Source organism: Aeromonas sp. QDB54, assembly GCF_027707385.1.
Classification (GTDB): domain Bacteria; phylum Pseudomonadota; class Gammaproteobacteria; order Enterobacterales; family Aeromonadaceae; genus Aeromonas; species Aeromonas hydrophila.
This window is the reverse complement of the sequence record NZ_JAPCIT010000012.1, coordinates 149,273-164,081: the sequence shown is the minus strand read 5'-3', so window position 1 is coordinate 164,081 and position 14,809 is coordinate 149,273. Positions and strand designations below refer to the sequence as shown.

Sequence of the window (14,809 nt, the reverse complement as noted above, 5' to 3'; positions counted from 1 at the left end):
CTCATGATGAACCCTGTTCCATGGCTCCAGATGACAAACATGATCTCATATCAGGGACTTGTTCGCACCTTCCCTAGCTCATTGGGTAGTATCTCATGAACGGTACGCCCCAAAATCGCTTGTTGAGGTTTAAGTAAGTCAGGATGCTCTTTGCAAACCAAAAAACGAAAGTTTCGGTCAATAACAAATACCATATCAGGCAGTGTTGCCAGTATTGAGGTTTTTCTTGCCATGCCTTTTAAAAACCGCTCTTGAAGTCGAGCGTGATATTCTTTGGCAATTTCATACTCAACCATGTCTGCAAATTCGCGCAGTTCTTGCTGCTCTTTTACTGAAAAGTCTCTGGCCACGGAGTCAATGAGACATAGACTGCCGATGGGTTGCCCACTTGTCTCTCGCAGCGGTGCACCCGCATAAAAACGAATATGCGGCGCGTGGGTTACTAAAGGATTTGACGAAAAGCGCTCATCTTTTGTTGCATCTGAAACAATTAAAATATCCTCATGCAATATCGCATGGCCACAAAATGAGATATCACGGCCTGTTTCACAAGCGTCAAGACCCACTTTAGATTTAAACCATTGCCGGTCACTATCCACCAAAGAGATAAGGCATATTGGCACTTTAAATACAGACGCTGCTAATCTTGTAATGCGGTCAAAGCGCTTCTCTGCTGGCGTATCCAGCAAATTAGTTCGCTGTAATGCAAGTAAACGAGCAGTTTCATCAACAGGGAGTTCAGGTGCTTTCAAAACGTTACTCCAATAATTTGCTGCTTAATCGATTATTATCAATTGTACTGCAAGAATACACTGTACCACTACATGAGCCTTCTTCTCGCTGATTTTCTCCAGTGTCTCACGCTGACAATGCAACGCATCGAGTGTGACAACGGCTCCTTTTAGCTCAAGAATGTCCAGCATATCTTTGACGGTTTCGATTTCCCCCTTCTTGTTAGGGGTTGCTTTCTGGCTTAACACCAGCCCATTTTCGGTATCGTAAGCCGTGACCAACTGAAGCGCATCCTTGGCATTTCCCCGAAAGGAGCCGCGTAACACCTTGCCATCAAAGGCAATGATGGGTTTGCCCTGATGAGTGCGCTGTTCATTGACCCAGCACAGCAACGCTTCAAGCAAGGTATCGATGACAATGCAGCGCAGAATGCGGGCAACCGTGTGACGCCGCGGGATGCCGTTGGCAAAGGGGCGATGCTGACGGAGCCAATCGATCTTTGAATCGCCATAGGTTTCGATGTCATTCCAGCCCTCGGCACCACTCATGATGGCACTGATGACAAGGAACATGACATCAACCAGGTTATGTTTACGATTGATCTCAGAGCGAGTTTCTTCGACAAGGGTAAGGTGTTCAATCAACGTCATAGCGCGTGCCTCCTGCATGGAGACGCGATTAGATCACAGACGATCTGCCTGTTCAAATTTCATTAACAAAGTGCGATCCCGCCCTGGGATGCGCTAGGGGAAGCCGTTTGCATCTGTTTAGGAAAAAACGGGCCCCGCTATCGGCGGGGCCCGGTTTTGATTTAGGCCATCAGCTTTTGCATGGCGCGGTTGAGGTCGACCGCGGTTTGATGCAACTGGTCGCTGGCACCCTGGGTGCGGTGGGCGTTCTCTTCGTTCTCGGTGGCGATGGTTTTGATATCCACCAGGTTGCGGGCGATATCTTCCACCACCAGCGTCTGCTCCTCGGCGGCGGTGGCGATCTGCTGGTTCATGCCGTGGATCTGGCTGATGGAGCTCGTGATGCTCTGCAACTTGCGACCCGCGACCGTCACCTGTTCGATACTCTGCTGGCTGAGTTGCTGGCTACTACCAATCGCCTGTACCGCATCCTGGGTGCCACGCTGTACCTTGGCGATGATCTGGTTGATCTCCGCCGTAGAGTCCGCCGTGCGCTTGGCCAGGGTACGAACCTCGTCCGCGACCACGGCGAAGCCGCGTCCCTGCTCACCGGCCCGCGCCGCTTCAATCGCCGCATTCAAGGCCAGCAGGTTGGTCTGCTCGGCAATGGAACGGATCACCTCCAGCACGGTACTGATGCGGCGGCTATCTTCATCCAGTTGTTTTATAACGCCAGCCGTGTTGTCAATTTCTTTACCCATCTGGGCAATGCCGCCTATGGTGTCCTGCATCACTTGCTCTCCTTCGTGAGCCGTATGGTCCGCCTGATCCGTCGCCTGGGCGGCCGATGCGGCATTCTCGGCGACATTCTGCGCCGTCGCCGACATCTCGTGCATCGCGGTAGCCACCATATCGGTGCGGGAGAATTGATCCCGGGTGCCCTTGGTCATCAACCCGGAGATTTCCTTGAGTTCATGGCTGGCACTATCCAGCTGCTCGCCACTCAACTTGAGCTGGGAAAAGGTCGCCCCCAAGAAATCGCGCAGGGTATTGGCGGCCTTGGCCAGGGCACCCAGTTCATCCTGCCGTTGCAGCGCAAAGGGTCGATCAAACTTGCCATGGCTCAACTGGATAATGAAGTCGGTGAGCGCCTTGATCGGCACCAGCAGTTGGCGATTCACCAACCAGAGACTGAGCCCCCCCACCAGTAATGACGCCACAATCAGGAATACCACGCCGAGAATGGCTTGGCTGTGGGTCTCCTCACTAATGGCTTGGGCCTGACGATTGCCTTCTTCATGCAGATGCTTGACCAGAGCCTCCATCTGCTCGCTGGTTGCCCGATCGATACCCTTCACCGCCTGATCCCCCACAGTCGGGTCGCCCTGAGCGGCAACAAACTTCTCTTTGCCCTGACGATAGGCCTGCCCGAGTTTCTGATGTTCATCACTCAGGCTCCGCACCTGGGCAACCAACTCCTGACCCTGCCACTGCCCGGCCAACTGGCTCAGTTGCGCCAGTGTCTGGTTGACCGCACGCTCCTGCTCTTCAAACTGGGTCCAATACTTGGTCAGAGCCTCCGGATCCTTGCCGCGCAGCAGGACATTTTTCCACTCCTGAACCTGGCTCTTGAACTCCAGATTGGCCCGATCAACCAGCGTCGACTCTTGCAGCGTGCTGTTAACCAGGGATTGATAATCTTCGACCCCTTGCGCCAGCAGACGGAAACAGAACAACGAGATGATGACGAGGAGAAGAATACTTCCGCCCAACAACGCCAGTAACTGTGCTCTCAACGAACCTTGTATGGACATACTTTCCCCTTCATGACCTGAATCTGTACCTATATAGCGACCCATGGAGCCTGACACCGTAATGGTGTCGTCACATGAGCGGCGTTTTTCAAGATAGTTGTCGCGCAAAGCTGTTTTAAGCAGCCTCTTTTTGCTCCGGCTCGGGTTTCTCGGGCCGCTCCGGATTTAGCATCACGGCACCGATAGGTGTCCAGTCTCGCGTCTTGCCACTCCACCTCGCTGGGTGTTGTGCTCGGGCGGCCTGGTACACAGCATCCCGTTTCGCCAGCAGGGCTTTATCGTCACCCCGATGCCGCTCGTTGGGTGTGACGAAGCGGATACGGCTATGCCGGTGCTCTTCGTTATACCAGGCCATAAAGTCGCGCACCCACTCCCTGGCCGCTTCCAGACTGGCAAAGCCGTCTGATGGCCACTGCGGACAGTACTTCAGCGTCCTGAACAATGACTCCGAGTACGGATTATCGTTGCTGACCCGAGGCCGTCCCCGCGAGGGCGTGACACCCAGGTCATGCATCTTGGTCAGCAGCGTGACTGACTTCATTGGCGCGCCGTTGTCCGAGTGCAAGACCAGCGGCTGCTTCCAGCACTGCTCGCGGATGATGCTCCGTTGCAGCAACGCCGCCGCCCGTTCACCGCACTCTTGCTCATGCACTTCCCAGCTCACCCCTTTGCGGCTGTAGATGTCCTCTATCAGATAGAGGTAGTAATACTGGCCGCGCACGAGTGACGGCAAGTAGGTGATATCCCAGGACCACACTTGATTGGGCCCAGTCGCGGTATGGCTGGTTGGTACCGGCACATGACGCGGTGGCTGGCTCCGGCCACGCCTGTGCTGCTGGTCAGCCGCCCGCAAGATGCGATAGAAGCTCGACTCACTGGCCAAGTAGCGCCTCTGGTCGGCCAGCCGTGGCACAATTTGACTCGGCGGCAACGAGGTGATACGTTTCGCCCCTTTTACCTGGGCCGGGGTCAGCTTTTCGGCTGAGTAAAGTGCCGTCTTGTTGATCTCCGACACCAGCACTGCGTATTCGGAGTTACGCAGTTCGAAGAAATTACCGGCCAGCGGGGCTATCAGCATGGGTTCACGCTTGGCCAGGTACATATCGGGGCATTCGGTGGCCTGGGCACTAAGGGATGCCAGCAGCAACAGCGGGGGCACGATGCGGTATACCTTGAGCAACCGTTTTGTTTTGCTCGCACCGCAGACGCTACACAACACCCCATCGACGCTTTCCACATAGCCATGACAATGCATCACTGCACACCAGACCTGCACCATCACGCGTTGGCCTCGCGCAGTCTCGCTAGAGACTCATCTGCACTATTAGTCATACCATTGTCGATGCTCTGCATCGCCATCACTAACTGCCTCATCAGGGCTTTTTGCTCGCTAGCATGCTGATGTAGTGCCCGCTCATGTGCGTGATACTCCGCAGTCATGATGAACAGCTTCGAAACTCCATTTTTCGTGACATATACATCTCCGCTGAATATCTCCTGTGTACCCATAAATTACTTTAACGATTTCGTTCATGGCTGTCTGACGCTGGGTGTCGGGCGGGGAAGGAGTGCCAGATATCATCTAAAGAGGGAGTGATATCGAAAGTGGCTTGGCCATTTCGTATACGCGACGGCTTTGATGATTGCAGCTTACGCTGCATGGGGCCACATCCAAGAAAATGACATTAGTGTATCTCTATTGTTGTCCATAACTACCTGTCGTTACCACATTTCCGTTCAACTCATAGTCCGCAAAAAACAAAAATGACCCAGCCCATGAGGCCAATAGTGTCTGTTGATCTCGCATCAGCTAGTTCCCTTCTAGCAAGCTCCGGATGAGTTCGACACAAGTCATATGTTGCGACCTACCGCTCTGCTAGCACGGATGCATCCGAAATCAACTCAGCCAAGCTGTGTGCGTGGCTGGCAGCTGGGTTTGGTGGTAAAATATTAGGGTGTTGGGAGATCCCAACTATACACGACTATACACACCAAAAAAATCAATGTAAGTCATTGATTATTCGGCACTATTAGGTAGTGTCTTCCTGATTTGCAATCAGATACGAAGAGTCCGCCATGTTTAAACCAGAATTGCTCTCCCCCGCAGGTTCCCTCAAGAACATGCGTTACGCCTACGCCTATGGCGCCGATGCCGTCTATGCTGGCCAACCCCGTTACAGCCTGCGGGTGCGTAACAACGAATTCGATCACGAGAACCTGCAACTGGGTATCAACGAAGCTCATGCCCTCGGCAAGCAGTTCTACGTGGTGGCCAACATCCAGCCCCACAACTCCAAACTCAAGACCTTCATCCGCGACATGCGTCCGGTGGTGGAGATGAAGCCAGATGCGCTGATCATGTCCGACCCCGGTCTCATCATGATGATGCGCGAAGCTTTCCCTGATATGCCTATTCACCTGTCGGTGCAGGCCAACGCGGTCAACTGGGCCACGGTGAAGTTCTGGCATCAGATGGGCCTGACCCGGGTCATTCTCTCCCGCGAACTGTCGCTGGACGAGATCGAGGAGATCCGCATGCAGGTGCCGGAGATGGAGCTGGAAGTGTTCGTCCACGGGGCGCTGTGCATGGCCTACTCCGGCCGCTGCCTGCTCTCCGGCTACATCAACAAGCGTGACCCCAACCAGGGCACCTGCACCAACTCCTGCCGCTGGGAGTACAAGGTGCACGAAGGCAAGGAAGATGACGTGGGCCAGATCGTCCACCGTCAGGAGCCCATCGCCATCCGCCCGGACAACACCCTGGGCCTGGGCAAACCGACCGATGCGCTGGTGCTGCTGGAAGAGTCCAACCGCCCGGGCGAGTACATGAGCGCGTTCGAAGACGAACACGGCACCTACATCATGAACTCCAAGGATCTGCGCGCGGTCGAGCACGTCGAGCGACTGACCAGGATGGGCGTGCACTCGCTGAAAATCGAAGGCCGCACCAAGTCCTTCTACTACTGCGCCCGCACCGCCCAGGTCTATCGCAAGGCGATCGACGATGCGGTAGCCGGCCGGCCGTTTGACCGCAGCCTGATGGGCACCCTCGAAAATCTGGCCCACCGCGGCTATACCGAGGGCTTCCTGCGCCGTCACAACCACAGCGAATACCAGAACTACGACTACGGTTACTCGGTCTCCGACACCCAGCAGTTCGTTGGCGAGATCACCGGTCGCAACGGCGACATGGTGGAAGTCGAGGTGAAGAACAAGTTCCTGGTGGGCAACAGCCTCGAACTGATGACCCCGCAGGGCAACCTCAGCTTCAATCTGGAGCAGATGCAAAACCGCAAGGGCGAGCTCATCGACACCGCGCCGGGCAACGGCCACGTGGTCTATGTGCCGGTACCGAAGGAAGTGGACGTTGACTACGGCATCCTGCTGCGCAACCTCGGTGAGCGCCAGGATACCCGTCAGCCGCACTCGGCCGCCTGAGATGGCACTGCTCATCACCGACAAGTGCATCAACTGTGACATGTGCGATCCCGAGTGTCCGAACCAGGCCATTAGCCTGGGCGAGGAGATCTACGAGATCGACCCCAGTCGCTGTACCGAGTGCGTCGGTCACTACGAGAAGCCGACCTGCATCAGCGTCTGCCCCATCGACTGCATCATCTGGGATCCCGCTCACGTGGAGACCGAAGATCAACTGATGGAGAAATTTGTGCGGATGCACCGACAGTAACCTCGGCATCAGCATCAGCATCTGCTCTACATGGACGGCATCCTCCGGGATCCCGTCCATATAGTGGAGACCGAAGACCAGCTGATGGAAAAGTTTGTGCGGATGCACAGGTAATCAGCAGATCGCGATGACATCATAAAAAAAGCCCCGCTATGCGGGGCTTTTTGACGTTTGGCGCTCACGTCACCTAGACATACTCCATAAAGACCCGGGAGGTGAGCTTGGTGATGAGCTCGTAGGGGATGGTGCCGATCTGGTCGGCCACCCGCTCTACCGGCAGCCCTTCACCCCACAGCACCGCCTCGTCGCCGGCCTTGTCGGTGGCGCCGGGGCCGAGATCCACCGTGGTCATGTCCATGGAGACCCTACCCACCAGTGGCACGATGCGGCCGTTGACCAGCACAGGCGTGCCGTTGGGGGCCATGCGTGGATAGCCGTCCCCATAGCCGATGGCAATCACCCCAAGTCGGGTATCGCGATCCGACACCCAGTTGGCGCCATAGCCCACCGGCTCGCCCGCCTTGTGATCCCGCACCGCGATCAGTTGTGTCTTGAGGGTCATCACCGGCTGCAGGTCGTAATCGGCCGCCACCGTATTGGGGAAGGGGGAGACGCCGTAGAGGATGACGCCGGGGCGGATCCAGTCGCAGTGGGAATCCGGCCAGGCCAGGATGCCCGCCGAGTTGGCTATGGCCCGCTCGCCCAAAAGCGGCGCGGTCAGCTGGCTGAACAAGTCGATCTGTTCACGGGTGGTGGGCTGCTCCAGCTCATCGGAGCGGCTGAAGTGGGTCATGATGTTGAACGGTTGAACCACGTTCTTGCACCTGGCAAGGCGCTCGATAAAGGCGGGCATCTCGTCGGCCCGCACGCCGAGGCGGTGCATGCCAGTGTCGAGCTTGAGCCAGGCCACCACGGGGGCAGGCAGATCCGCCTGCTCCAGCGCTTCGAGCTGCTCCCAGGTGTGCACCGCAGTCTGCAGGTTGTTGGCCGCCAGCACCGGCAGGTCGGCCGCGCTGAAGAAACCCTCCAGCAGCACGATGGGCTTGACCACGGCGCAGGAGCGCAGCATCAGCGCCTCTTCGATGCGGGCCACCGCATAGGCATCCGCATCCACCAGGGTGCGGGCGACCGGCAGCAGCCCATGGCCATAGGCGTTGGCCTTGACCACGGCAATGATCTTGCATTGGGGGGCGTGGCGTTTCACCACGGCGAGGTTGTGGCGCAGGGCCGCGGTATTGATTTGGGCGATAGCCGCTTTCATCTGTTTTCCCTTACGAGGGCATGATAACGCGCGAACGCGCCAGGCACCGGGGGGTGTCAGCCCTTAATTGTCATCGTCTAAGGCCGGACCGGCAGAATTGTCGAACCGGGAAAACTGTTTCTGGAACTCTCTTTGCCATCATCAGGGTGCCGCACGCAAAGCGTGCACACCCGATGATCAGTAGTCATCATCAAACGCCGGACCCGCGTAGTTGTCAAAGCGCGAGAACTGCCCCTGGAAGGTGAGGCGCACTCTTCCTATAGGGCCGTTACGCTGCTTGCCGATGATGATCTCGGCGATCCCCTTGTCGGGACTGTCGTCGTGATAGACCTCGTCGCGGTAGATAAACATGATCAAGTCCGCATCCTGCTCGATGGAGCCGGATTCACGAAGGTCGGAGTTGACCGGCCGCTTGTCGGCCCGCTGCTCCAGGCTTCGGTTCAGCTGGGAGAGTGCCACCACCGGGCACTGCAACTCTTTCGCCAAGGCCTTGAGGGAGCGGGATATCTCGCCGATCTCCAGGGTCCGGTTGTCAGACAGCGCCGGCACCCGCATCAGTTGCAGGTAGTCGATCATGATCATCGAGAGACCGCCGTGCTCACGGGCGATACGACGGGCACGAGAACGCACGTCGGTCGGGGTGAGGCCGGAGGCGTCATCGATGTACATCTTGCCCTTCTCGAGCAGCAATCCCATGGTGGAGGAGAGCCGCGCCCAATCCTCGTCGTCGAGCTGACCGGTCCGCACCTTGGTCTGGTCGATGCGCCCCACCGAGGCGAGCATACGCATGATGATCTGCTCGGAGGGCATCTCGAGGGAGAAGATCAGTACCGGCTTGTCGGCGGTGAGCGCCGCATGCTCACACAGGTTCATGGCAAACGTCGTCTTGCCCATGGAGGGACGGGCCGCGACGATCACCAGATCCGAGCGCTGCAGGCCGGCGGTCATCTTGTCGAGATCACCGTAACCGCTCGATACCCCGGTCACGCCGTTGTGGGGCGTCTTGAACAGCTCTTCAATCTTGTCGACGGTCTGCTCGAGAATAAGCTTGAGCGGCTGGGGCCCCTCGTTGGCGCTGCTGCGCTGCTCGGCAATCTTGAATACCTTGCTCTCGGCCAGGTCCAGCAGATCGCCGGAGGTGCGCCCCTGCGGCTCATAGCCTGCTTCGACTATCTCGTTGGCGACCGAGATCATCTCCCGCACGACCGCCCGCTCACGCACGATCTCGGCGTAGGCACTGATGTTGGCGGCACTCGGGGTGTTCTTGGCGATCTCCACCAGATAGGCGAAGCCACCGGCCTCTTCCAGCTGTTCGGAGCGCTCCAGCTCCTCCTGCAAGGTGATGAGATCGATGGGGTTGCCCGCGTTGGAGAGGCGGGTCATGGCCTGGAAGATCAGGCGGTGCGGGCGGCTGTAGAAGTCCTTGTCGATCACCCGTTCGGCAACCCGATCCCAGGCCTCGTTGTCCAGCATAAGGCCGCCCAGTACGGACTGTTCGGCCTCAAAAGAGTGGGGAGGTACTTTCAGCTGTTGTGTCTTGGCGTCTTTTTTCGCCGTCACTTGCTCTGCCATACACATAAAAACCGCAGCGGGAAGGGGACGGGAATTTTACAAAAGAAACCCCGTCATCGCGAGTGCAAATGCACGCTATTCACTTCTGTCAGCCACAACCGCCCTCCTGATGGTTGCTGGCGCCGCCTGTCGATGAAATCCGTCTCGCATTCATACCATCATGAAGGGCCAGACCAGGGTCTGATCCTGCGGTTTGGCTCTCGCCTTGTTGCGCAGTTTGCGCTCCTTGCGGCTCGGTCGTCGACTTTTCATGGCCTGTCTCCTCGCAACGCCCCCGATCGGGGGCAATCTGTTCATGAATAATTCATGCCAATCATGTTAATCATAGTCGCAAGCTGCAATACAACGAGGGACAGGCAGCCTGCCATGCGCCTCGCTGAGCTTGCCAAAGCAGAGCATGCCCCACCCACTGATGAGAGTGAAAAGAGTCAAAATGAAAAAGATGCTGACCCTGTTTGCCGTGATCCTGGCCATTGGCCTGGGGGCACCCATTGCCGAGGCCAAGAAATTTGGCGGCGGCAAATCCTTTGGCAAGAGCTATAAAACGGCTCCGGCCCAACCGGCCGCCAAACCCGTCGACACCAAGAACCCCACCGTGGGCGCCCAGGCACCCAAGAAGGGCGGCATGATGGGCGGCCTGCTCGGCGGCCTGCTGGCCGGTGGTCTGTTCGCCTACCTGCTGGGCAGCGGCGCCTTCGAAGGTCTGCAAGGGATGGACTTCCTGCTGATCGCCCTGCTGGCACTTGGGGCCGTGTTCCTGATCCGCACCCTGCGCAAGGGCAAGATGGCGGCGCCACAGCAGCAGACGGCCTATGCCGGCTATCAACCGCCCCAGAGCGCGGCGCCCCAGCAGTTCGAGCAGAACCACAGCGCCCCGCAGGCCACCGGTTTTGCCGACAGCGACGTGCCGTTCCGCCTGCCGCCAGGTTTTGACATGAACGGTTTCCTGGCCGGGGCTCGCGATCACTACCGCACCCTGCAGGAAGCCTGGAACAAAAACGATCTGGAAAAGGTACGCGAGTACGTGAGTCCTGAGCTGTTCGAACAGCTCAAGGCCGAGCGGGCCGAGCTCACCGGTGAGCAGCATACCGAAGTGATGTATGTGGACACCCAGCTGGTGCGCGCCGACTACGGCAGCGACTGGGCCCAGGTCAGCGTGCGCTTCAGCGGCCGCTACATGGATCGCCAGGAGCAGGTCGAGGAGGACATCAAGGAGGTGTGGCACCTCGAGCGCAACCTCGCCAAGGACAATGCTCCCTGGCATATCGTCGGCATCGAGCAGCTGTAAACGCGCTTTCTCTGCGATGATAATCAAAGGCGGCCTGCGGGCCGTCTTTGCTTTTTGGCATTTCCAGCCCCCTCCACCCGCCCATGCTGCCCCTTGTACCGGCTATGAGATTGAGGTGTGATTGTGTAGTATGACCGACCTTTTTTTGTTCAATTGACTCTTCATCGAGGCGTGGCCCATGGCTCTTCCCTTTCTGCGTCGCAGCAACATGCCTCGTCTCCTGGCCAGCCTGCTGTGCTGCGCCACCCTGATCCTCATCTCCCTCGTCACCCTCTACTGGCAGACCTGGTCGATGACGCGCCAGCAGGCCCAGACCGCCGCCGAACGCGCCATGACCCAGATCGACAGCGCGCTGCACCACTCGACCCTGGCGGCCAAGGCGGCGCTGCCACTGGCCAGCCGTCCCTGCCGCGAGGTAGCCCGCGAGCTGCGGGTGCTGGTCGCCACCTCCCCCTATGTGCGCTCGGTCAACCTCTCCCGCAACGGTCGCCTCTACTGCTCCTCCATCTTCGACGAGATCGATCTCAAAGACCGGCTGCAGAACAGCCAGCACGAGCTGCTCAGGCTGGAGGCGGTCACCCAGCTCGGACGTAAACCGTCGCTGCTGTTCTACCACCTGAGCGAAGGGGATCATGCGGTGGTGGTCGCCATCAACCCCTATCATCTGAGCAAGCCGTTGCAGTGGCACCTCGCCGGCCCCCACAGCTGGGTGCAAATCGGTGAGCAGTGGCTCGACCTGCAGGGCAAGGTCCACGATGGCCAGCCGCCCAGGCTGCAGGGCTTCAACTACCGGCTCGACTCGACCACGTTCGGCTACAGCCTCAACCAGGGGTTCCCGCTGAGTGCCGTGCTGGCCATGACCCTGCAAAAGCAGGGCAGCATGGTGCTGCTGATCCTGGCCCTCGGGGGGCTGGCCGGCCTCGCCACCTACCGCTGGTGGAGCCATATCTCGACCCCGACCCAGGAGCTCAGGCGCGCCATCATCAAGCAGGAGTTCGTGCCCTATCTGCAACCCATCGTCGTCAGCCAGAGTGGCCAGTTGCACGGCTGCGAGGTGTTGATGCGCTGGCAGCACCACCGCCAGGGGCTGATCCGGCCGGATCTCTTCATTCCGCTGGCGGAGGAGAGCGGCCTCATCATCCTGATGACCCAGACCCTGATGCAGCAGGTGCGGCTGCAGTTTGCCCCCTATGCGGCGGCGCTGCCGCCCCGCTTCCACTTCAGCTTCAACATCTGTGCCCGCCACTGCCAGCAGCTGAGTCTGCTGGATGACTGCCGCAGCTTTATCGCCGCCTTCACCGCCAACCCGATCACCCTGGTGCTGGAGCTGACCGAGCGCGAGCTCATCACCCCCAACCACCTCACCGAGCGGCTGTTTGAGGAGTTGCGGCAGATGGGGGTCAGGATCGGGCTGGACGACTTTGGTACCGGCCACTCCAGCCTCACCTATCTGCAACAGTTTCACGTGGACTATCTGAAGATCGATCAGAGCTTCGTCGCCATGATCGGCACCAACGCCCTCTCCCGTCATATTCTTGACAGCACCATCAGCCTGGCGACCCGACTGGGGCTGCAAACCATCGCCGAAGGGGTCGAGACCCAGGAGCAGGCCGACTTTCTGGTCGAGCGGCAGGTCGATTACCTGCAGGGCTACCTGTATGGCCGCCCGCTCACCCCACAGCAATTTCTGCAGCAACTGAGCCCCACGCCTGCGCCTTGAAGCGCCCCTGACCTCAATGGGGTTGCATTGACACCCATGCTGGCGGAAAATCCCCGCCGCGCCTTCCCCTGCTCTGCCAAATAGAGCAAACGTTTATTTGCTTTATTAATGTGCAGTAGCTCAAAGGAATCAGCTCTGTTTATTTCCAATTATTACTTTTTGCCTAGAATCGCCACACTCCTGTCATGCAGGAACGATATACAGGACTATAACAACAAGAGGAATATTACCGATGAAGAAGACGCTACTGGCCGTCACCGTCTCTATTACCCTGTTCGGGCTGACCGCCTGCAATTCAGAAAACAGCAGCAAGGAACATATTCCGCTGGATCTGACCATTGCCCACATCAATGATACCCACGCCCACCTCGACCCGACCGAAAATGCGCTGGCGATCCAGCCCACCGGCCAGGAGCTGTTCAAGTTCAACGCCAAGCTGGGCGGCTATCCGCGCCTGAAGTTCAAGCTGGACGAGCTGCGCAGCCAGGCTGCCAACGAGGGCCGCAACTTCATGGTGCTCAACGGTGGTGACGCCTTCCAGGGCACCCTCTATTTCACCCAGTTCAAGGGTGAAGAGGAGTCCCGGCTGCTCTCCGACATGGGTATCGATGCCATGGTGCTCGGCAACCACGAATTCGATCTGGGCAACCAGGCTATTAAAGACTTTGTCTCACGGGTGAATTTCCCGGTATTGGCTTCCAATATGGTGAAATCCAGTAGCGCCACCCTGAAGGACAGTGAAAATATTCACGAATATGTCATTAAGGAAGTCAATGGCGAGAGCGTGGGTATTTTCGGGCTGGTGCTGGAAAATATGCATGACATCTCCTCACCGGATACCGACACCAAATTCCTGCCGATGATTGAGACCGCCCAGAAAATGGTTGATACCCTCAAATCCAAGGGCGCCAACAAGATCATCATGGTCACCCATATCGGCCTGCAAAATGACCAGGCGGTCGCCAAGGCCGTCAACGGCATCGACCTGATCGTCGGCGGTCACTCCCAGACTTTCCTCGGCGACATCACCGAGCTCAACAGCATCGGCTACACCGCCCACAACCAGAACCCGGCCGACGACAATACCTACGCCCAGATCGTCAGCAACCCGGACGGCGGCAAGACCTGTATCGTGCAGGCCGGTGAATGGGCCAAGGGCTACGGCCTGGTCAACGTCTCCCTCAGCAAGGAAGGCCAGCTCACCAAGTGTGAGGGCCGCAACACCCTGATGACCGGCGACGACTTCACCAAGGAAGTGGCCAAGAAGAAAGTGCCGCTCAGCGGCACCGAGCAGACCAACGTGGTCGACTTCATCAACAAGTCCCCGGTCATCGAGATCGTGCCGGAAAACACCGCCATGCGCGATGTGATCGACACCGAGTACAAGCCGGCCGTGGCCGAGCTCGAAGCCAAGATCATCGCCGACGTGCCGACCAAGCTGACCCACGTGCGCGTGCCGACCACCCCGGACGGCGCCGGCCTCATCGATCCCCTGGTGGCCGAGTCGCTCTACTGGAAGCTCAACAAGCTCAACACCAAGGTCGACTTCACCATCCAGAACGCCGGTGGCGTGCGTGCCGACGTGAACGCGGGCCCGCTCTCGGTCGGTTACGTGATGGGTACCCTGCTGCCGTTTGGCAACAAGATCGCCGCCTTCAACCTCAAGGGCAAGGACGTTCGGGCTACCCTGGAGTACGCCGTTGACTACTCCATCGGTCTGGAGACCGGGATCGCCGCCTCCAGCGGTGCCTTCCCCTACGTCGGCCATCTGAGCTACACCTACGACGGCAAGCTGGCCAAGGGCTCCCGCATCACCAAGCTGGAACTGCTGGACGCCAACGGCCAGTGGCAGCCGCTGGATGACGAGAAGGTGTACCGGGTCGGTGCCAACACCTACATCGCTTCCGGCAAGGATGGCTACAACGGCCTGCTCAAGCGTGAAGAGCTGCCCAACAAGGGTGACTACGTCGACTCCGGCGTCGGTGAGAACGAGATGTTCATGGAGTACGCCGAGTCCCAGGGCACCCTCAACCCGCTGCCCTACGCGACCGTGACCTACTACAAGCCCTGATCCGGCTCACAAGCTGTTGCAACGGCGCCTGAGG

At 58.4% G+C, this 14,809-nt stretch carries 9 protein-coding genes and 3 pseudogenes; 6 read left to right on the top strand and 6 right to left on the bottom strand.

Annotated features, from left to right (window positions below; genetic code table 11):
* Positions 1–50: 50 nt before the first annotated feature.
* The 4 genes and pseudogenes from PG881_RS13820 to PG881_RS13805 form a co-directional block, all read right to left on the bottom strand.
* Positions 51–689 carry a GAF domain-containing protein gene (locus PG881_RS13820; RefSeq protein WP_270800689.1) on the bottom strand — a complete coding sequence of 213 codons (639 nt, stop codon included), beginning with the start codon at positions 687–689 and terminating at the stop codon, positions 51–53.
* 123 nt (positions 690–812) lie between these two features.
* A pseudogene (locus PG881_RS13815) lies at positions 813–1,382 on the bottom strand (ISAs1-like element ISAs1 family transposase); the annotation flags it as partial.
* 161 nt (positions 1,383–1,543) lie between these two features.
* On the bottom strand, positions 1,544–3,175 hold the full coding sequence (locus PG881_RS13810) for a methyl-accepting chemotaxis protein (protein WP_270800680.1): 1,632 nt from the start codon (positions 3,173–3,175) through the stop codon (positions 1,544–1,546).
* A gap of 115 nt (positions 3,176–3,290) precedes the next feature.
* A pseudogene (locus tag PG881_RS13805) lies at positions 3,291–4,112 on the bottom strand (IS3-like element ISAs20 family transposase); the annotation flags it as partial.
* A 1,139-nt stretch (positions 4,113–5,251) separates the two neighbouring features.
* Between PG881_RS13805 and trhP the strand changes: the two are divergent.
* The 3 genes and pseudogenes from trhP to PG881_RS23995 all read left to right on the top strand — a co-directional run.
* Positions 5,252–6,613: a prephenate-dependent tRNA uridine(34) hydroxylase TrhP gene (gene trhP, locus PG881_RS13800; protein WP_016349728.1), complete on the top strand. Its 1,362-nt coding sequence runs from the start codon at positions 5,252–5,254 to the stop codon at positions 6,611–6,613.
* Position 6,614: 1 nt separating this feature from the next.
* Positions 6,615–6,863, top strand: coding sequence for a YfhL family 4Fe-4S dicluster ferredoxin (locus PG881_RS13795; protein ID WP_005334896.1), 249 nt, complete (start codon positions 6,615–6,617; stop codon positions 6,861–6,863).
* A gap of 30 nt (positions 6,864–6,893) precedes the next feature.
* A pseudogene (locus PG881_RS23995) lies at positions 6,894–6,977 on the top strand (YfhL family 4Fe-4S dicluster ferredoxin); the annotation flags it as partial.
* A 73-nt stretch (positions 6,978–7,050) separates the two neighbouring features.
* On the opposite strand, the gene alr reads toward PG881_RS23995, so the two are convergent.
* On the bottom strand, positions 7,051–8,124 hold the full coding sequence (gene alr / locus PG881_RS13790) for an alanine racemase (protein ID WP_270800678.1): 1,074 nt from the start codon (positions 8,122–8,124) through the stop codon (positions 7,051–7,053).
* Positions 8,125–8,301: 177 nt separating this feature from the next.
* Positions 8,302–9,696, bottom strand: coding sequence for a replicative DNA helicase (gene dnaB, locus PG881_RS13785; RefSeq protein WP_011704946.1), 1,395 nt, complete (start codon positions 9,694–9,696; stop codon positions 8,302–8,304).
* A gap of 433 nt (positions 9,697–10,129) precedes the next feature.
* Here dnaB and PG881_RS13780 point away from each other — a divergent pair, with 433 nt between their 5' ends.
* The 3 genes from PG881_RS13780 (at position 10,130) to PG881_RS13770 (ending at position 14,775) form a co-directional block, all read left to right on the top strand.
* Positions 10,130–10,984, top strand: a complete 855-nt coding sequence (locus PG881_RS13780; RefSeq protein WP_011704944.1) for a Tim44 domain-containing protein — start codon at positions 10,130–10,132, stop codon at positions 10,982–10,984.
* Between the two features lie 178 nt (positions 10,985–11,162).
* A complete protein-coding gene (locus PG881_RS13775; RefSeq protein ID WP_270800675.1) occupies positions 11,163–12,704 on the top strand; it encodes a cyclic diguanylate phosphodiesterase in 1,542 nt (513 codons plus the stop codon).
* A 232-nt stretch (positions 12,705–12,936) separates the two neighbouring features.
* Complete coding sequence (locus tag PG881_RS13770) at positions 12,937–14,775, top strand: bifunctional metallophosphatase/5'-nucleotidase (RefSeq protein ID WP_011704942.1); 1,839 nt, start codon at positions 12,937–12,939, stop codon at positions 14,773–14,775.
* The last annotated feature ends 34 nt before the right edge of the window (positions 14,776–14,809 follow it).